We start from the raw sequence: 19,459 nt of genomic DNA on the forward strand, positions 1-19,459 counted from the left end.
GGAGCGGTCTTCGGGTTCACGGGAGCGGTCTTCGGGTTCACGGGAGCGGTCTTCGGGTTCACGGGAGCGGTCTTCGGGTTCACGGGAGCGGTCTTCGGGTTCACGGGAGCGGTCTTTGGGTTCACGGGAGCGGTCTTTGGGTTCACGGGAGCGGTCTTTGGGTTCACGGGAGCGGTCTTCGGGTTCACGGGAGCGGTCTTCGGGTTCGGTTAGCTTGTTTACCCTGTGAAGATCCCCCCAACCCCCTGATAAATTGGGGGGCTAATTTCCTTCCTTATTTACCCCCAATTTATCGGGGGTCGCCACAAGCGGGGGGATTTTATCCGAACCGTATTAGGAGCGGTCTTCCTTACAACGTTACTCACTAACACCCAGTTTATGTATGCTATTAGAAGGTTTGAACTCTAGAACTGTAACTAAAATGGTTGCTTAAGATTAAGACGATGTTCGTCAGACTGTGCGCCAAAGAATTGTTAAACCTCAAAAGCAAAATCATCACTAAAAGCCTGATTAAAGTTCCCTTTCACCGTCTCCTTTTTGAGGATTGCTGTATATGAACAATCAACTATATGAACAAGATTTTAATCTGTGGCGAGAAAGCATTATTGAGCAGATTAAACAACATCATTTTAATGACATAGATTGGGAGCATTTGCTTATAGAATTAGAAGACATGGGAAAGTCAGAGAAACGGTCATTCATGAGTAATTTAACAATCTTGATTGCTCATTTACTCAAGTTAACCGTTCAATCTGATGCTCCTGAGATGATAAAAACAAGCTGGTATAGTTCTGTTACAGAACATCGTTTTCGAGTAAAAAAGGATTTAGAAGAAAATCCTTCTTTTAAAAACTATATTACTGAAGTTATTTCTCAAGCCTATATTGATGCTCGCAAACTGGCAATAAAAGAAAGTAAAAAAGCTAAATTAGGAGTGAGAAAACCAACCGACGCAGAATATCCTCTCGATTGTCCTTTTCTGATAGAACAGTTATTAGATGAGGATTTTTATGGAGACAGTGATTAACAGTTATTAGTTGTATTTGATAGTTAAGTTACACAAAAATGTATTGTAAAAATGGAAACATTACATTACGGAAAAAATGCTAGTGCTGGGATAGGGTTAGAGTATCCGATAATTTCTTTGCCTGATCGCGTCTTCTTTGAGTTTTTACGTCTCACCCACTCCCCCAATCGACCTTTGCCAAATTGGCGTGAGATTATTGTATGTTTATTACTACAATTACTATTGATGCTAGATAATGGGAAAGCTTTGACATTTGCTTGCCAATCTAGCCCGGAAACAATAACTAAGACTTATGCGAACTCACTATTGCGGCGAACTCCGAAAAGAACATATTGGAGAAACTGTTACCTTTTACGGATGGATAGACCGTCGCCGCGATCACGGTGGTGTGATATTTTTAGATTTACGCGATCGCTCTGGAATTGTCCAAATCGTCAGCGATCCGCAACGCACCCCAGATTCTTATGAAGATGCGAACGCCCTGCGAAATGAATATGTTGTTGAAATCACTGGTAGGGTAACACAACGTCCCGAAGAATCGCTCAATACCCGCATCCCCACAGGCGAAGTAGAAATCTACGCCGATAAAATTAAACTCCTGAATGCTGTTCGCAAACAGTTACCTTTTCAAGTTTCTGTAGCTGACACCGAGACAGTGCGGGAAGACTTGCGGCTGAAATATCGCTATTTGGATTTGCGACGCGAACGGATGGCGCAAAATTTGCAACTGCGTCATCAAATTGTCAAAGCCATGCGTCGTTATCTGGAAGATTTGGAAGGTTTTATCGAAGTCGAAACCCCAATACTTACCCGTTCTACCCCAGAAGGAGCGCGGGATTATGTTCTACCCAGTCGCGTTAATCCTGGTGAGTGGTATGCTTTGCCGCAATCACCCCAGCTATTTAAACAATTGCTGATGGTATCCGGCTTAGATAGATATTATCAGATTGCGCGTTGCTTTCGTGATGAAGATTTACGCGCCGACAGACAACCAGAATTCACCCAGTTGGACATGGAAATGAGCTTCATGTCCCAAGAAGAAATTATCGAACTGAATGAAAACTTAGTTTGTCATATCTTCAAAACCGTTAAAGGAATTGAGTTACAGCGCCCTTTTCCCCGTCTCACTTACGCCGAAGGGATGGAACGCTACGGGAGTGATAAACCAGATACACGCTATGGTTTGGAATTAGTTGATGTCTCAGATGTTGTGAAAGACTCTGGTTTCAAAGTCTTTCGGGACACTGTTACAAATGGTGGTATCGTCAAAATCTTGCCCATTCCCAACGGTAACGATGTAATTTCTAATGTCCGCATTAAACCAGGCGGTGATTTATTTAAAGAAGCCAGCGAAGCCGGTGCTAAAGGTTTAGCTTATATCCGCGTCAGGGATGATGGCGAAATTGACACCATTGGGGCGATTAAAGACAACCTCAGCGAGGAACAAAAACAAGAAATTTTACGCCGTACAGGTGCTAAAGCTGGACATTTGCTATTGTTTGGGGCAGGGGAAGCTGCTACAGTTAATAAGACATTAGATAGATTACGGCAAGCGATCGCTAAAGAATTTAACTTAATCGATCCAGAAAAAATCAACTTGCTGTGGATTACAGATTTCCCCATGTTCGAGTGGAATGCTGACGAAAAACGTCTAGAAGCACTACACCACCCATTTACAGCACCACACCCTGATGATTTGAGCGATTTAAAAACTGCACGCGCCCAAGCTTACGACTTGGTACTCAACGGTGTAGAAGTTGGCGGTGGAAGTCTGCGGATTTATCAGCGAGAAATTCAACAGCAGGTTTTTGAAGCAATTGGTTTATCTCCTGAAGAAGCACAAAGTAAATTTGGCTTTCTCTTAGAAGCATTTGAATATGGTACACCGCCGCATGGTGGCATCGCCTACGGTTTAGATCGTTTGGTAATGTTGCTAGCTAAAGAAGAATCTATTCGAGACGTCATTGCTTTTCCGAAGACACAACAAGCGCGTTGTTTGTTAACAGATGCACCTTCGAGTGTAGATGCAAAACAGTTGAAAGAATTGCACGTTGCTTCGACTTATAAACCAAAGTCTTAGCGAACTAAAAAATTGTCTAAGTAAGATTTGCTTGGGGTACGAATCCCCATTCAAATCTTCCTAGTACAATCAGTATCGAATCCCCAGTCTCAAATGCAATGGAAGTTTTCTTAGCTAATATTAATCATCTTGAAAGTGTTTCAGTACTATTTGATCGGTATCGTATTTTTTACAATCAGCTATCAAATATTGAAGCTGCTAAAGAGTTTCTCAAAGAACGTTTCAATAATAATGACTCGCTAGTGTTTGCAGCTAATGACAATGGGGAATTAGTTGGATTTACTCAGCTTTATCCCAGCTTTTCTTCAGTGTCGATGAAACGAGTATGGATATTGAACGATTTGTATGTGGAAGAGTCGCATCGCCGAAGGGGAATTGCAAAATTATTGATGAATATTGCAGAAGAATACGCAAAAGAAAGTGGAGCAATTCGAGTAATTCTATCTACTCAAATTTCTAACATAACCGCGCAAAAACTCTATGAAGCGCGAGATTATATTAAAAATGAAGAGTTTTATCATTACGCTTTACCGTTGCAGTAGTAGCATGACAACAAACAAACTCAAAGCCTTAGAGCTTTTTGCTGGTATCGGTGGGTTTCACCTGGGTATGGCAAATGCTAATATTCAAACAGTATGGGCGAATGATATTAACGAACTTTGCTGTAAAGTTTATGAAAGTAATTTTGGCAAAGACTCTATTGTTTTAGGCGATATCAACAAAATTTCCATATTAGACATTCCCAATCACGATATTTTAACTGCTGGCTTCCCTTGTCAACCGTTTAGCCCTGCTGGTAAAAAACTTGGTGTGAGAGATATAGTTAGGGGAACCCTATTTGAGCGCATTATAGAAATATTAGACCATAAACAGCCAAAATACTTTTTTTTGGAAAATGTCAAAAGACTTTTGACAATGGAAAACGGCTATCATTTTAGATTAATTTTAAATGCGCTTTCTGAATTAGATTATTTTATTGAATGGCGAATAATTAGCCCCTTGAGCTTTGGTATACCTCAAAATAGAGATAGAATTTTTATCTTTGGTACAAAATTAAACTCAACAGATATAAGACCTAATATTTTAGAAAAACTCTCAGTTTTTCTAACTAAAGAAGACAATATTTTATTGCCAAATATTGAAGTTCCATTGGAAAAATATATGTTACCAATCAGGACGATGAAAAAGAAAAATGATAATTGGGGAATTGCCTATAAAAATCAAATGTTCACTCAAAATATTTCGTCATTGCCTAATATCAAGCCGAGTAAGAAGCTTCAGGATATTCTTCAGAATGAGTCAATCGTGGATACCCAGTTTGATTTTACTGCCGATACGCTGGAGCGGATTAAGCAAAGTAAGCCTGTAAATCGTTATTGTAATGGAGTTGAAATTTTATACAACCAAGATGGAGGCGCGAGACTTGGTTATACTATATTCGGAACTAATGGCATTGCATCAACCTTGACTGCTTCAACATCAAGGCATTATGAACGCTACCAAGTAGGTGATAAATTTCGACGCTTAACTAATATTGAATATGCCAGACTGATGGGTTTTCCTGATGATTGGTGTCAAGTTGCCAGAATCTACGATCAATACGCATTATTTGGGAATGCTATTGTACCAGCTTGTGTAGAGTGGGTGTGTAAAAGAATCGGTCAAACAAATTTTGAATTGAGTAAATCTGGTTGGCAACAATTAACTTTAGCTATTTAAAAAATGGAAGTGCTAACCTTATCTTCCCTCAAAACTGCTGCACGGGATTTTTGTATTGTACTTAGCACAACACCGATTCCTAATCTGTATGGGGTTACAGATGGCAAAGCAGTAGGGACGTATGTTGAGTTGACTTTTAATCAATATTTGTCTACAAATTATGAATACACCCTTAGTAGTGCTGCTTTAGGAATTGATTTTCCCGGATTAGAAGTTGATTTAAAAGTGACATCAATTCGTCAGCCCCAATCTTCTTGCCCCTTTCGGAATGCCAGTCAAAAAGTATATGGATTGGGCTATAATCTGCTGATATTGGCGTATGAAAAAATTGATGATCATAGTTCTCGCACTGCTAATTTAAATTTTCAGAATGTTGTTTTTGTATCAAGAGAAAGAACTGGAGATTATCAAACAACCTACGGTTTAAGAGAAATCTTACGCCGTAATGGTAACAAAGAAGATGTAATAGCATTTTTAGAGGAACGCAACCTTCCTTTAGATGAAATTGGGCGTGAAATACTTGCAGAAAGAATTTTGCAACAACCGCCAGAAATTGGTTATCTAACAATTTCTAATGCACTACAGTGGCGGTTGCAATACAGTAGGATTATTCAGGTAGCAACTATGACGACAACAGTAGGTGTAGAAAATCTACTGGTAGGATGAAGGGAATTAATGCTGCTGCCACAATAGAATTAAGCTGCTACCCCCAGAATTCCTTATGAGTGAATCTATCATTTTGACAGACGCTGGCTTATTACCAGAAGATTTGTTACCAGATGTTAGTCTTGTGGTGACAGAGGACGATGAACCCTTGGATAATCTACCATCAGAAAAACAACAAAGATTACTAACAGAAACACTTTACAGTTCTTGGAACGGGGCTAGTAATGCTCAAGGGTTTCTCGTAGCTGCCAATGTGGGGTTGTTTCCCAGTAACAAGCAACCGCCGATTGTGCCTGATGTATTTTTGAGCCTGGATGTACAAGTAGCTGAAAACTGGTGGGAAAGACGGCATCGCTCTTATTTCTTTTGGGATTTTGGGAAACCGCCAGAGGTGGTGATTGAAATTGTTTCAAATCGAGAAGGCAATGAAACAGGACGGAAAATTTTAGAGTATGCCAGGATGCGGGTAATGTACTACATTATCTTCGATCCAACTCAGCAACTTGGTGGTGAAGTTCTACAGATGTACGAGTTGCGTGGGCGGCAATATATACCCATGAGTGAGCAATGGCTGACTGAAGTTGAACTAGGTTTATGTTTGTGGGAAGGTGCGTATGAAGGTAAGCGGGATGTTTGGCTGAGGTGGTGTGACGCAACAGGGAATATAATTCCTACTGGTGCAGAACGAGCAGAACTTGAACGTTTACGAGCAGAACTTGAGCGAGAAGCCAAAGAAGTTGCCTTACAACGGGCTGAACGCTTGGCAGCACAGTTACGAGCCTTGGGTGTTGAGCCGGAAGTGTGAGGGTGGGGAATGGGCTAATTCAATTAATTGAAAAGGCTATAAGATAAGTGCGTCAAATTGAAATAAATATAAAACCTCATCCTGCCTCCGACTTCCCTCTCTGATGCTTTGGAGAGGGATTGAGGGTGAGGTTTTGTCTTATGTTTAATTACGCCTACCTACTTACAGCAGTTTTTATGTATTTGAACCACATCTATCGTAGGGGTAAAGCACATTGCTCATAGGTGTCAACTTAACGTAAAAGCTATGTCCCGCAAGGAACTGAAGTTCCTTGCTAATAGCGAAAGTCATCTGAGAGATGACTAAATATAGCCAAAAATCTTTAGTCTATTTCAGTAGACTTTAGCTGAAAGCCAAAGAACTTTAGTTCGAGGCGGGTGAGAAAGCTAACAAAGCTAATTTTAGCTTAAGTTTACACGTATGAGCAATGTGCTTTGCCCCTACCGCGTGGTCTATTTACCTGAAAATAGCTGTAACGAAATTACTAGAAAACTCCTTAAAAACAAAAAAAAACCCGCCGTAGCGGGTTACACAACAAACTATGAACAATGAAAACTTGATTTAGCCCGAATACCTCATCTCAGCTTCCAGTTGACGAATCAGCTGTTCGTCACCGTTTGCTCTGGCTACTTGCAAGCGATGCTCTAGGCTTTTTTGAATATTCTCTCTGTGAGCTTCTTGTGCTTTCCTTGCACTTTGTAGTCTACTTTGATTCATAGTAATTACCTTCTTTAATTTTTCGTTTTATATCTTGTATTCTTAACATAGCATATATTTTGTAGCTGTTGCTACAGAATTTTACGAGTTTATGTAGATTTTAGCAAAAACATGTCTAACAAGTATATAGGTCAACAGCCACTCGTGACTTTAACGAGCGATTTCGGCGATCGCGATGTTTATGTAGGCATAATGAAGGGTGTGATAGCCCAAATCAACCCCACACTTACGGTAGTAGACTTAACCCACCAAATTCCGCCGCAAGATATCAAAGCAGCCAGATTTTCTTTGATGAATGCTTATCCCTATTTCCCTGTTGGGACAGTGCATGTGGCAGTAGTAGATCCGGGTGTGGGAAGCAAGCGACGAGCGATCGCAGTAGAATTTGCTCAAGGGTTTCTCGTCGGCCCAGATAATGGTATATTTAGCGGGGTACTAAGTCAAAGTCTGGCGGGAGCAGCCGTCGAACTTACAAATCTTAACTATTGGCGAACTCCTCAACCAAGCAAAACTTTTCACGGTAGAGATATTTTTGCACCAGTGGGAGCTAATCTTGCTAGTGGTGTCCCTCTCAAACAGCTAGGACAAGAAATTGATCCAGCAAGTTTGGTAAAACTGGATATAGGCGAGTCCAAGCAAACAAGCAATGGTCTAGTGGGTTGCATTCAATATATTGACCACTTTGGCAACTTAGTCAGCAACATTGCAGGGAGTTATGTACAAGGCAAAACTTGGTCTGTGCAAGTCGCTGGATTGAGTATACCAGGCTGTGAAACTTACAGTGATGTCAACGTGGGAGAGATAATAGCTTTAGTTGGCAGTCACGGCTGGGTAGAAATTGCCATTAATAGCGGTAATGCTCACTCAAAGTTGCAGTTAAATTGGCAAGATCCGCTTCAAGTTATACTAAGTTAAATACCGCACTTAGTGAGTGCCGCATCAAGAGAAACATCAAAGTTATATCCTCTTTCCACAGTTGGCAGATGTCCTGGGGGGAAGGTTTTAAAGTTTGGTTCCTTACCAGGTTTATACTCATATCTTTTAGTTTGCTGATTATAGTTCCACTGAATCAGCCACTCACCTGTTAAGGTTTGCCATCCAACCGCGTCATACATCTTGCGATAGTCGTTTTTTTGCTCCCTCAAAATCTTTTCTTGAGCGCTAAAGCCCAATTTACCATCACTGGCTGTACTCCAAAGCTTGTCAATGGTTTTCAAATCAACACACGAAAGTGCATTCATTTCATCTTTTCCAATAGCACCCTCTGCTTGTGCCTTAGTCCCTGCAACATCTAGCATTCTCAGGTAAGTTTCTCTATCAGATGCTTGCCAATCTTTGCTTTGTAAATATTTCTGCAACTGACTGTAATCGACATTGCGGGCTGTGGTAATTTCTACTTGCTTCAATGAGCTAGAATTAGTGGTTGTGTTAACTATATCAGTGTTTTTTGGGCTTTTACTCTCAGACTTAGACCGCGTTAACGAATATCCAATCCAGCCCAAAACAGCAAATATACCGATAAGACTTGCTGTGATTAGTAAGGTTAGTGCCAGAACAGTCTGATTATTCTTTGCCATTTTTAGATGCTTCTGATTACTTTGAATGCCCCAGGTGTTATTTAGACTAACCGCTACCACATAGATGTATATATTGTAATATTATCTCTCTTCTTTCCTGACTGGTCTATTTTACAATGTCATCTTTTCGGAGAGAATAATTTTCGTGATACTTTTAAACGCTTAATTGGTGCTGAAGAGATCCAGTTGTAAAATTATATATCCCTCAGTCAGGAGAATTGTGATGTTTAGACTTTTACTATTTATACTAATTATTACAGGATTCTTAAGTAGTTTTTTGAATCTGACAGCCTCTACTGCCTTTGCACAAGAGATATATGAATCAACAACTGAATCGCTATCAAAGCATGAAGTTCCAAACTGGTTCAAAGACGCTAAACTCGGCATTTTTATTCACTGGGGCGTATACTCTGTACCTGGTTGGGCACCACTAACTGGTGAACTGAACAAAGTAGTTGCAGAACGTGGTTGGGAATATTGGTTCCAGCATAACCCTTATGCTGAATGGTACTACAACTCCATGAAACTTGAGGGCAGCGATACCTATAAGCATCACCGTGCGGTCTACGGTGAAAATTTCACCTATGACGACTTCATCCCTACGTTCAACGCAGCCATCACACAGTGGAATCCATCCCAATGGGCAAAACTGTTTTCTCAAGTAGGTGCGCGCTACGTTGTGCTGACGACCAAACATCATGATGGCTTCCTGTTATGGCCTAGTAAAACCACAAACCAGTCAGGGCGAGTGGCGGCGCGGGATCTTGTGGGCGAACTGACACAAGCTGTTCGTAAAGAAGGTATGCGTATGGGTCTGTACTACTCCGGCGGTATTGATTGGTCTAAACAAGATACAACCGTGACAGACTTTAACACCTTGGTCGCAGCCATTATCCAAGACAAAGCTTACGCTGAATATGCTAACGCTCACTGGCGCGAACTCATTGACCGCTATCAGCCGTCTATTTTATGGAATGACCTTGGCTACCCTGTTGGTCAGGCGAACGAGATTATGGCTTACTTTTACAATCACGTACCTAACGGTGTTGTTAATGACCGCTTTGATTTAAATGGACAATTCGGTTTACACTTCGACTTCTCCACACCTGAATACAGTCAACTCAAAAAAATCGAACCAAAGAAATGGGAAAGCACAAGGGGTTTAGGTTACTCGTTTGGTTACAACCAGAATGATACCGACTTGAACATGATTTCAGTAGATGAACTGGTTGACTCATTCGTTGACATTGTTAGTAAAAACGGCAACTTACTGCTCAACATTGGCCCAAATGCCGATGGTTCAATCTCCAAACTGCAAACTGAACGGTTGCTCGGTTTAGGCAAGTGGCTAGATGTAAATGGTGAAGCCATCTTTGGCTCGCGCTATTGGATACGCTCAGAAGATGTATCCACTCAAGGCATCCGAGTGCGCTACACCACAAACAAAGGTAATTTGTATGCTGTCTTGCTTGATACTCCCATGAGTCAGATGCTGACAATCCCAGGGCTAATTCTGCCGAAAAATGCAAAGATTACAATGCTAGGGGCAAAAGGTAAACTTGAGTGGCATCAGTGCGGACAGAATTTATTTGTCACGCTACCGGATATGTCTGCGGTGAAAAAATCACCAGCCTACACGTTGAAAATAAGCCAGATACCTCTTTCCTGAAGCTCGGATAGACATTAGACATCTCCGAAAATGAATGTAGGCAAAATTGTACTTCGTCCCGCTACGAAGAAAGCGTCTCTAGTTTCTTTTTGGGATATGTCTACTAGGGTTTTAACTTTGCCCGTCACCAATCTGAATTAACCGCCAATGACGTAAGGGAGTATTTGGAGCGATCGCAAACCCCAATTTCTTCGCTGAACTGCTACAACACCTCAAGGGTTTAAGAATAGCCGATCGCAATTTGCCAACACAGTCACATCATTCTCGAACCATTCTTGTTTTTCCACATCCGGTAAAAAATTAGATAGGTAGGGGCGTAAATCTGTACGCCCCTACAGCCGATTCATGTGTTACAAACGACATTTATTAACTATATTCATCCCAAACCACGGGAAAAGAATAATCTGAAACCGCCGATAAATCAGGATTTTCGCTGCGGGTTTCTTCATCGAGAACTTTGACAACTTTGTTATAAATATCTTGTGCTTGTTGCGGGGAATCTCCGATGCTGGTTAATCCCAACTTGCCAAACTGCGAAAGGCAACCCATAAGATGAAATACTGTGCCTGTTTCACTACCACTGTCAAAGTGCAGTCTGTGTTCAGCGATGATATCCATCAAATCATTAGGCAATAATCCTTGATAGCGCTCTTTTTGCAGGTTATCAGTGGCTATGTAATATTTTGGACGACCTTGCTGACTATAAAATAAGCCGGTGGAAAGATCATAGCGACCGTTCGTTAATAATTTCAAGGTCATGAATGGATGAGTTGTACCGCCTTTACGCAGGTTAATTTCGATCGCCTGAATATCCCACTCTCCATTACCTTTGTCAACGGCGATAAAATCTACACCAAATCGCTCTAAAGTGCCTTTCTCTGCTAACTTTCTGCCAACTTGTAACCCCAATTGCTGTAATTGCAATCGATATCTTTCATCAGCCGGAAAGCTACAACCAAGATAAATCTGACCATCTGGTCCTCCAAGAATTTGGTCGTGGGTTGAAAGGATTTCCACTTCACCTTGGGGCGTAATCCGTCCTTGGACGCTGGGCGATCGCTTAATTTCTCCTTCCACAAATGCTTCGACAATTCCCCCTAATTCCGGTATTCTGCCGGAAAAATTGTCCCAAGTCTCAAGTTTTGCTTGAAAGCGCATTGTTGAAAAGCGATCGCTAATTGCTGCTACCCTTTCGGCATGAGTCGCTTTACCCGGTGCTAAATTCTCAATCGGTCTAAAATCTAGCAGCGCATTTCCCTCTCCAGAAATGCCTTCGTTGAGTTTTACTACTACCCGTTTTAATGTCGGTTGTCGTTCCCACAAATCACCAGTAGCTTCTGCTAAATCTGTATGATTCCAAATTTTTTCGCTACCATCTGGATGCGGTACTCCGCTTTCTGCGAAGATTTGCCGACTACCACTTTTTGTCCCCCAAATCTGTAAATCTGGTGCAGCAGCATACAGAGGTACACCCAATTTTACAGACAATTCGCCTTCCCATTGCGAAGAGTTGTAACAAATCATAAATGATTTATCTAGCCTTAAAGCTTCATGAATCCGCTTTAGCAGACGGGGACGTTCTAAAATCTTTTGACTCAGAGGCTTAAGGGAAGAATCGTAAGTAGAAAGTAGCAACAAACGGTTGCGAGCATGAGAAAAGGGAATTCCTGGCAACAGTTGCAAGTAATAATCAATGATACTAGGATGCAACGGTACTGATGTTACATAAACCAGCCGAGTCCGGGGATTCTGCAACCGAATTAAGGAAAATAGTAATCTTTCTTCATAATGTTCGCAACCTTCGATCTTTTGGAGTTCGCGCTGGTCGATACTCAGGGAGGGAATAATTAAAATATCCGCTTCATTATTGTCAAATGACTCGCTCGTTTTCCAGCGATCGCTTAGGGTTAATTGTAAGTGGTGAAACTTTTCAACCTGCTCTGACTCAGAAATATTTAGTATTGGCATAATCCCTACCCTCTAATAATCTCAATGTAGCGTACCATGCAGGCTTTTGGGCTATTATGCAAACTAGTTCTCAGATACCATTTAGTCTGCAACAAGGCAACTATGCAGATATCTACCTAAATAAATATTAACATTAACAAAAATTGATGGTATTGAAGTAAGTATTTTTGCAACCATGAAGTAAGAAAGTATAAATTTTGATTTTCATTTAGCGAAAATGGTTCAATATTTAAGGCAAATCAATAATTATAGACTAATTGAGTAACTATAATTTATTTAATTTATTTTACGTCTTAAGGTTGAGCAAATTTCAACTGGTTTTATCTCTATGGAGTGATAAAGTAGAGCAACATAATAGTTAACTTAAAAGCAGATGGGAAGCATAAATTCTTTATCGCATGAAAGTTATGTACTTGTTTTTGGTGGTTATGTAAATAGTGTCTGTTAGGTGTGATGAGAAATAATGTAAGCCGCGTACAATTGCCAGTGATAAGTACGTTTGGTAAGCATAGGGGGTATAAACGCCTAAAGTTGTAAATGACTAGTGTGAGCCAAAGCAAAAAATAAACCTTGGGTTGAAGTTTCGATCCAAGGTTTACTTTTGAAATGGGACTAGAGACTGGAAACGGCTTTTGCCAACATTCAGTTACATTCAATATTAAATTACCGTGACAAAATTTATGGCTAAATCAAAAGAGCAAAAAGACAAAAAAGAGCAAAAATTACAACCGCCACAGCAGCAAGAAGCACCAGGTGTTGAATCAGAAATGACACCAAAACCCAAAGCAGATGATGCCCAATATCGGGGTAGTGGCAAGTTACAAGATAAAGTAGCATTAATTACGGGTGCAGATAGTGGTATTGGTCGTGCAGTAGCGATCGCATTTGCTAAAGAAGGTGCAGATGTGGCAATTCTTTACCTCAATGAACACGATGATGCCAAAGAAACAAAACAATTGGTAGAAAAACAAGGGCGTCGTGCAATAACCATTGCAGGTGATATTGGCAATGAAACTTTTTGTCAGCAAGCTATTCAACAAACAGTTGGTGAGTTTGGCAAACTCGATATTCTCATCAACAATGCCGCCGAACAACATCCAAAAGAAAGTATCGAAGAAATCACCGAAGAACAACTAGAGCGAACTTTCCGCACTAATATATTCTCGATGTTTTTCATGACTAAGGCTGCACTCAAGCATTTGCAAGCAGGCAGTTCTATCGTCAATACCACATCGGTAACAGCTTATAAAGGTAGTCCACAGCTACTAGATTATTCTTCGACAAAAGGTGCGATCGTTGCTTTTACTCGCTCCTTATCAAAAAATTTGGTATCAAAAGGAATTCGCGTTAATGCTGTCGCCCCCGGGCCAATTTGGACACCTTTAATTCCTTCAACTTTTCCTGAAGATAAAGTTGAAACTTTTGGCAAACAAGTACCAATGGAACGAGCCGGACAACCAGAAGAAGTTGCTCCTAGCTACGTATATTTAGCCTCTGATGATGCTTCTTATGTCTCTGGTCAAGTGTTACATGTCAATGGTGGAGATGTTGTCAATGGGTAAGTAAAATAGTTAGTCATTGGTCATTAGTCATTAGTCATTGGTCATTGATAAAGAGTTTTTGGTAGATACCTCGCCCCTTGTGGGCGAAAAAACTAATCATATCGGGCTAATTCAAACCATGTCCCTTGTCGGTGTGGTATGTCTTGGACAAATGACAAATGACAAATGACTCTACCCTGATGGTCTTCCATTGGAGGGATGAGTAAATGCGGGAATATTGATAATCTATCTAGCAGCAAACATTTAAGAAATAATAAGTACGTCTATGGCATCTCCTACACCACTGCATGGCACGGAACTAGTAGATTGTGCTAGAGCAAATGCCAAGCAAGGAATTGAAACTGCTGCTCATCAATGTGGCTATGGTCAAGACCTCAACAAATTTGCCCGAGAACTCAGACAAGCTTGTGAAGAAATGAATTTACAAGTAAAAGAACTTAGTGGATTGATTACTGACCAAGACATGATGCTGCAATTGGGTACTGGCGAAATTGTTGCTCCAGATACAGAATCAGAATTGTAAAAGTTAGTCATTTGTCATTTGTACTTTATTCTTCACCAATGACCTATGACTAATGACTAATGATTAACGGCAATGCTGAACCGGAGATAGAAGCTAAAAGATAAATAGCCACCAGACTAGTAGTCTGTCAACATAAAAATGACGGATGTAGAGACGCGAAATTTCGCGTCTCTACAAGGTTTTGGATAGTAAAAACAAATAACAAAATCAAATTGACAGACTACTAGTGCCGACAGCGATCGCTACTTCTAATTGTCTTTGCAGAAAATAAGCCCAGATAGTAGCTATCGTACTTAATATTTATCCTAATAATGCCTCTGCGTAGACGCTTCTTCGGCTTGTCGTCATCTAAAAATAGTTCTTGCCCCCTAGCTGGACACCACCCAAGGCGTAGATATCTTCGGTGGTTTCTTGTTGCAGAATCAATATAGTTCAATTAAGCCTAAAACTCAACTTCTACGTAAGTAGGTAGGCAAGATAAAACCAAACTATATAACAAAAACTAAAATCTCTCTATTTGCCTCGTAGTTGCGCTGTCTTCGCTAAAGATTATTTGCCCCCACTTACTTAGGTTGGGGGCTACTGTGCCTTGCGGTTTCCCGACTTGTCCCTTGCGCGTCTCCTCTTAGAAGAAGCAAGTGGCGTTTGAGGAACGAAACCCAACACTTCCGTGACTTTGTTGGGTACAACATTCGTTTTACCCAACAAAGCAATTTTCTTAACCCAAGCGTATTGGTTGCAGAATATCAATCACATCATCCACGGTGGCAATACTGGCGAAAAGCCAAAGCGTGCAACGTTAAACTTGTGATTTTCTGACTTGCAGTAAATTGAAAACTTTTGTAAATAAATAACCAGGGTTTCGGACGCTGATAGTTTCTCAATACGGTTCGGTTAAACCCAAAAAATATAGCGGTTCTCACTTGGGTGCAATACAGTCTGAACCTCACCCCCTATTTGCTTTACTCAAATACTCCCCTCTTTGATGCTTTGGAGAGGGGTTGGGGGTGAGGTTTAGAAATGTACTTCATGCAAACTCCAAGCGCTATATATCTCTGGTGGCTTTTGTAACAAAGATATGAATTAACACTCAAGATGAAGCATAGATGAATAACACTTTTTCAAATCTTTAAATATAAAAAGTCTTCTTTATAGAAATTTTATAAAATTAATATTCCACTAGAGAAAAAACATGAGATTATCAAATATGTTAGAGACTTTTATTTAAAGTTCATCAAAACTTTGCTATTACTTTATAAAGGATATATCAATGTGAATATTTAAATAAAGTTCCCCAAGAAACATAAATGTAACAGCATTTTATAGTGTCAAATGTGTATTTTTTTAATTCACAACCAATATCTAAGCATAATATGTAAATTCATTACTTTTAACTACTTAAGTATGTATCTGCCCTGATTAAATGTTGCTTTATATCAACTTTATGCACCTGCACATGAGTGAGATTAAACTAATTCGCAATTACGTTTTGTAAACAAGAGTGCTGTTGTGGGGATGGTTTGAGTCCACAAAACTAAAACTTCGGGGGATTTAGCTTAGGTATTCAATTCTAGCTGCCTGTTTTACTGGGGAATTAAACCCCCAAACTTTGTTAATAGCTCTGAAGGATAGTGATTGGTAATTTTTGATTATATTCACTAACCTGGATTTATAAACATCAAAAATCCAAAAAGTTGTCGAAAGAAAACAAAGATTCATAAGGACTTACACGCCCTTTAAGATTTTTTTGTATTTTTCAACACATTTTTCTATATACCTGTTTTTCTGGAAGATAAAGCAAGGTATATCACTTCATCCTATTTTTTAATAGGCTGAAAATTCGTAAAGAAAATGAGGATAAAAGCAAATATGAAATAAGGAGTTTATATCAAGATTTAACTGAAGTAATACATGTGAACACTAATAAATATATTCACAATTAACATGGTTAATTTTTTTTAAAAAGCCAATATAAAACCGAATTCTGGAACATTGATTATGGAATTAGTTTTAGCACTATTGCGAGGCATATATCTCAATGAATGATTCACAAAATCAACAGTTGTCAACATCTCCAAGTCCAATAATTAATACTCAATCATCTCTACAAAGCATTGATCGAGTACAACCCAGTATTTCCGGTAGCGCCAGCGTGCTATCTCAAGGAAATGGACTCAAAGCAGAGTACTACGACAACATCGACTTCACCAACTTAAAGCAAACTCGCACAGATGCGACAGTCAACTTTAACTGGGGTACTGGTTCTCCAGATCCATCCATCGGTGCAGAAACCTTCAGTGCGCGTTGGACAGGTCAGGTGGAAGCCAAGTACAGCGAGACTTACAACTTCTACAGCACTGCTGATGATGGGGTGCGACTGTGGGTCAATGGTCAGCAAATCATCAATAAGTTTGTCGATCAATCAGCTACAGAATCGAGTGGCGCGATCGCACTGGTTGCAGGTCAGAAGTACGATATTAAACTTGAGTACTACGAAAATACACGCGATGCCGTTTCTCGACTGTCTTGGTCAAGTTCCTCTCAGACCAAACAAATCATTCCTCAGTCTCAACTGTATAGTAATCTCAATACAGCTGGTAATGGCAACGGACTCAAAGCAGAGTACTACGACAACATCGACTTCACCAACTTAAAGCAAACTCGCACAGATGCGACAGTCAACTTTAACTGGGGTACTGGTTCTCCAGATCCATCCATCGGTGCAGAAACCTTCAGTGCGCGTTGGACAGGTCAGGTGGAAGCCAAGTACAGCGAGACTTACAACTTCTACAGCACTGCTGATGATGGGGTGCGACTGTGGGTCAATGGTCAGCAAATCATCAATAAGTTTGTCGATCAATCAGCTACAGAATCGAGTGGCGCGATCGCACTGGTTGCAGGTCAGAAGTACGATATTAAACTTGAGTACTACGAAAATACACGCGATGCCGTTTCTCGACTGTCTTGGTCAAGTTCCTCTCAGTCCAAAGAAATCATTCCTCAGTCCCAACTGTATTCACCAAATATTCAGACCGCGATCACATTAGGATCATCTTCCACAACAGTTAACGAAGGTGCTGGTAATGTGACCATAACATTGTTGAGAACTGGTGATTTAAGCAGCACATCTTCAATCAAGTATGCAACCATAGCTGGTACCGCCAAAGCAGGAGTTGACTACGGGAGTGAAGGCACCGAAAGCGCTGGAACACTTATTTTTGCGTCAGGACAAAGCACCAGACAGATATCCATTCCGATCAATGACGATTCTTTAGCAGAACCAGATGAAGCCTTTAGTTTTGTCATCGATCAGCCAGATGGAGCAACACTAGGGCTTCAAAGAACTCTCGGAATTACGATTCAAGATAACGATCGCTCTAGCCTCGATTTCACTCAGCCAGTAGTTAATGAGGGTGACGGTACTGCTAGGGTGACAGTTACACGGGGTAACATTTCGGGTGCTGCTAGCTTAGACTACATAACCGTGGATGGGACTGCTAAAGCTGGATCTGACTACCATGCTACATCTGGAACCTTAGCCTTTGCAGCAGGACAAGCCAGCAAGACCATTTCTATCGCCCTTAAGGATGACACCATTGGGGAGGTAAATGAAAAATTTACTTTGAAGTTCAGTAATGCAATTGGAGTGCAACTAAATACTCAACAGACAACTATCACTATTATTGATAATGACAATGGTAACTTTGCTTTAGAGACAGTAGCTTCTAGTTTGAATCAACCCACAGCTTTTGACTGGACATCTGATGGTAAGAGCATGTTCATTGCCCAGAAAAATGGGGTAGTGCGAGTTTTGAACAACGGCACTTTATTATCAACACCATTTATCGATATATCTGGACAGGTTAATGATACGCGCGATCGCGGTCTTTTAGGCATTGCCGTACATCCAGATTTTGGCAAAGCCACAAACCCCAAAAACTACGTTTACCTGTTGTATACCTACGATCCACCAGAAACCAATCCAAACAACTCTAAAAACAATCCCAATAGCACATTAGACAATCCCGATCAGAATGGGAATCGGACTGCACGCCTAATTAGGGTAGAAGCTGACCCCAAGACTAATTACACTACTGCTATTGCAGGCAGTGAAGTTGTGCTGCTAGGTACTAATGGCACTTGGCAGAATATTAGCCACCCAGATGGAAATAGTACAAATGTCTCACTTGGCTATGCACCATCAGGAATTATCAACAAAGATACTGGTAAGGCGTTTACCACCTTGCAGGATTATCTCAATAATCAGGATAAAGTCGAAAATGTCCAAAATTTTATAGCCAACGATAGTGAATCTCACTCAGTTGGTTCTGTGCGCTTTGGCACCGATGGTTCTCTGTTTGTGAGTTTAGGAGATGGTACTTCTTACAATGGGATAGATCCCCGAGCAATTCGCGTCCAGGATGTCAATAATTTGTCCGGTAAAATCCTACGGATTGATCCAATTACTGGTCAAGGCTTATCAAGTAATCCTTTCTACAACGGCGATTCTAATAGCAATCGTTCCAAAGTTTATGACTTAGGTCTGCGTAACCCTTTCCGTTTCACAATTGATAAAAACACCAATACCCCCGTAATTGGTGATGTTGGCTTCAATTCTTACGAAGAGGTCAATATCGGAAAACCAGGAGCTAACTTTGGCTGGCCATTCTATGAAGGTGGCCTTGATGCAAATGGTAATATCGTCAGTCTGAAACAACCAAGCTATTCTAACTTAGATGCAGCGAAAGCCTTCTATAGTAGTGGGGAAAGTGTTGCAGCACCAGCTTACACTTATAAGCATTTTGGTTCTAATTCGATCGTCTTGGGTGACTTTTACACAGGCAGTACTTTTCCTTCAATCTATCAAGGTGCCTTATTCGTTGGTGATTTTAGTCAAGGAACTATCGATGCTTTGACATTCGATAGTCAGGGTAAAATTGTCTCAGTTAAGCGGTTTGCTTCTCAAGCAGACACGCCAAATTTAGGAGTCCCTACACAAATCACCACTGGAAAGGATGGTAATCTGTACTATGCAAACTTGACCGGGGGTGAGATTGACCGCTTCCGACCTGTTTAGAGACTAATATGTTTGGGGAGGCGGGGGAGGCAGGGGAGGCAGGGGAGGCAGGGGAGGCGGGGGAGGCGG

General features: G+C 40.8%; 15 protein-coding genes. 12 read left to right on the forward strand and 3 right to left on the reverse strand.

The window, feature by feature from the left end:
- From V7K32_RS02520 to V7K32_RS02550, 7 genes are all read left to right on the forward strand, one after another.
- Window positions 1–229 (forward strand): hypothetical protein (locus V7K32_RS02520; RefSeq protein ID WP_334990044.1); only part of this gene is annotated, 229 nt, incomplete at its 5' end.
- 324 nt (window positions 230–553) lie between these two features.
- Window positions 554–1,027: a DUF29 domain-containing protein gene (locus V7K32_RS02525; RefSeq protein ID WP_334990046.1), complete on the forward strand. Its 474-nt coding sequence runs from the start codon at window positions 554–556 to the stop codon at window positions 1,025–1,027.
- 292 nt (window positions 1,028–1,319) lie between these two features.
- Complete coding sequence (gene aspS, locus V7K32_RS02530; RefSeq protein WP_334990048.1) at window positions 1,320–3,107, forward strand: aspartate--tRNA ligase; 1,788 nt, start codon at window positions 1,320–1,322, stop codon at window positions 3,105–3,107.
- A 98-nt stretch (window positions 3,108–3,205) separates the two neighbouring features.
- Complete coding sequence (locus V7K32_RS02535; protein ID WP_334990050.1) at window positions 3,206–3,649, forward strand: GNAT family N-acetyltransferase; 444 nt, start codon at window positions 3,206–3,208, stop codon at window positions 3,647–3,649.
- Between the two features lie 4 nt (window positions 3,650–3,653).
- Window positions 3,654–4,826 carry a DNA cytosine methyltransferase gene (locus V7K32_RS02540; RefSeq protein ID WP_334990052.1) on the forward strand — a complete coding sequence of 391 codons (1,173 nt, stop codon included), beginning with the start codon at window positions 3,654–3,656 and terminating at the stop codon, window positions 4,824–4,826.
- 3 nt (window positions 4,827–4,829) lie between these two features.
- Window positions 4,830–5,492 carry a restriction endonuclease gene (locus V7K32_RS02545; RefSeq protein WP_334990054.1) on the forward strand — a complete coding sequence of 221 codons (663 nt, stop codon included), beginning with the start codon at window positions 4,830–4,832 and terminating at the stop codon, window positions 5,490–5,492.
- Window positions 5,493–5,547: 55 nt separating this feature from the next.
- Complete coding sequence (locus V7K32_RS02550; RefSeq protein ID WP_334990056.1) at window positions 5,548–6,297, forward strand: Uma2 family endonuclease; 750 nt, start codon at window positions 5,548–5,550, stop codon at window positions 6,295–6,297.
- A 561-nt stretch (window positions 6,298–6,858) separates the two neighbouring features.
- Here V7K32_RS02550 and pirA read toward each other — a convergent pair.
- Window positions 6,859–7,014 carry an arginine synthesis PII-interacting regulator PirA gene (pirA, locus tag V7K32_RS02555; protein ID WP_194198623.1) on the reverse strand — a complete coding sequence of 52 codons (156 nt, stop codon included), beginning with the start codon at window positions 7,012–7,014 and terminating at the stop codon, window positions 6,859–6,861.
- Window positions 7,015–7,125: 111 nt separating this feature from the next.
- Here pirA and V7K32_RS02560 point away from each other — a divergent pair, with 111 nt between their 5' ends.
- On the forward strand, window positions 7,126–7,929 hold the full coding sequence (locus V7K32_RS02560) for an SAM hydrolase/SAM-dependent halogenase family protein (RefSeq protein WP_334990059.1): 804 nt from the start codon (window positions 7,126–7,128) through the stop codon (window positions 7,927–7,929).
- Here V7K32_RS02560 and V7K32_RS02565 read toward each other — a convergent pair.
- Entirely contained in the window at window positions 7,926–8,591 is a 666-nt protein-coding gene (locus tag V7K32_RS02565; protein ID WP_334990061.1) for a GUN4 domain-containing protein, read from the reverse strand. The two genes, V7K32_RS02560 and V7K32_RS02565, sit on opposite strands and share 4 nt — an antisense overlap.
- Before the next feature lie 223 nt (window positions 8,592–8,814).
- On the opposite strand from V7K32_RS02565, the gene V7K32_RS02570 reads away from it, so the two are divergent.
- On the forward strand, window positions 8,815–10,260 hold the full coding sequence (locus V7K32_RS02570) for an alpha-L-fucosidase (protein ID WP_334990063.1): 1,446 nt from the start codon (window positions 8,815–8,817) through the stop codon (window positions 10,258–10,260).
- Window positions 10,261–10,626: 366 nt separating this feature from the next.
- On the opposite strand, the gene V7K32_RS02575 is transcribed toward V7K32_RS02570, so the two are convergent.
- Complete coding sequence (locus tag V7K32_RS02575; RefSeq protein ID WP_334990065.1) at window positions 10,627–12,228, reverse strand: peptide ligase PGM1-related protein; 1,602 nt, start codon at window positions 12,226–12,228, stop codon at window positions 10,627–10,629.
- Window positions 12,229–12,908: 680 nt separating this feature from the next.
- Here V7K32_RS02575 and V7K32_RS02580 point away from each other — a divergent pair.
- From V7K32_RS02580 to V7K32_RS02590, 3 genes are all read left to right on the forward strand, one after another.
- Window positions 12,909–13,790, forward strand: coding sequence for an SDR family oxidoreductase (locus tag V7K32_RS02580; protein ID WP_334990067.1), 882 nt, complete (start codon window positions 12,909–12,911; stop codon window positions 13,788–13,790).
- 265 nt (window positions 13,791–14,055) lie between these two features.
- Window positions 14,056–14,313 carry a hypothetical protein gene (locus V7K32_RS02585; protein ID WP_334990069.1) on the forward strand — a complete coding sequence of 86 codons (258 nt, stop codon included), beginning with the start codon at window positions 14,056–14,058 and terminating at the stop codon, window positions 14,311–14,313.
- A 2,038-nt stretch (window positions 14,314–16,351) separates the two neighbouring features.
- Window positions 16,352–19,390, forward strand: a complete 3,039-nt coding sequence (locus V7K32_RS02590; RefSeq protein WP_334990071.1) for a PA14 domain-containing protein — start codon at window positions 16,352–16,354, stop codon at window positions 19,388–19,390.
- Window positions 19,391–19,459: the final 69 nt, after the last annotated feature.

The organism is Nostoc sp., from assembly GCF_036917635.1.
In the GTDB taxonomy this organism is placed as follows: Bacteria; Cyanobacteriota; Cyanobacteriia; order Cyanobacteriales; family Nostocaceae; genus Nostoc.

What these genes read in the sequence shown, in the direction of transcription:
- V7K32_RS02535 (WP_334990050.1), top strand. Translation starts at nt 3,206, where the DNA reads ATGGAAGTTTTCTTAGCTAATATTAATCATCTTGAAAGTGTTTCAGTA.
- V7K32_RS02575 (WP_334990065.1), bottom strand. Translation starts at nt 12,228, where the DNA reads ATGCCAATACTAAATATTTCTGAGTCAGAGCAGGTTGAAAAGTTTCAC.
- aspS (WP_334990048.1), top strand. Translation starts at nt 1,320, where the DNA reads ATGCGAACTCACTATTGCGGCGAACTCCGAAAAGAACATATTGGAGAA.
- V7K32_RS02550 (WP_334990056.1), top strand. Translation starts at nt 5,548, where the DNA reads ATGAGTGAATCTATCATTTTGACAGACGCTGGCTTATTACCAGAAGAT.
- pirA (WP_194198623.1), bottom strand. Translation starts at nt 7,014, where the DNA reads ATGAATCAAAGTAGACTACAAAGTGCAAGGAAAGCACAAGAAGCTCAC.
- V7K32_RS02545 (WP_334990054.1), top strand. Translation starts at nt 4,830, where the DNA reads ATGGAAGTGCTAACCTTATCTTCCCTCAAAACTGCTGCACGGGATTTT.
- V7K32_RS02590 (WP_334990071.1), top strand. Translation starts at nt 16,352, where the DNA reads ATGAATGATTCACAAAATCAACAGTTGTCAACATCTCCAAGTCCAATA.
- V7K32_RS02525 (WP_334990046.1), top strand. Translation starts at nt 554, where the DNA reads ATGAACAATCAACTATATGAACAAGATTTTAATCTGTGGCGAGAAAGC.
- V7K32_RS02540 (WP_334990052.1), top strand. Translation starts at nt 3,654, where the DNA reads ATGACAACAAACAAACTCAAAGCCTTAGAGCTTTTTGCTGGTATCGGT.
- V7K32_RS02580 (WP_334990067.1), top strand. Translation starts at nt 12,909, where the DNA reads ATGGCTAAATCAAAAGAGCAAAAAGACAAAAAAGAGCAAAAATTACAA.
- V7K32_RS02565 (WP_334990061.1), bottom strand. Translation starts at nt 8,591, where the DNA reads ATGGCAAAGAATAATCAGACTGTTCTGGCACTAACCTTACTAATCACA.
- V7K32_RS02570 (WP_334990063.1), top strand. Translation starts at nt 8,815, where the DNA reads ATGTTTAGACTTTTACTATTTATACTAATTATTACAGGATTCTTAAGT.
- V7K32_RS02560 (WP_334990059.1), top strand. Translation starts at nt 7,126, where the DNA reads ATGTCTAACAAGTATATAGGTCAACAGCCACTCGTGACTTTAACGAGC.
- V7K32_RS02585 (WP_334990069.1), top strand. Translation starts at nt 14,056, where the DNA reads ATGGCATCTCCTACACCACTGCATGGCACGGAACTAGTAGATTGTGCT.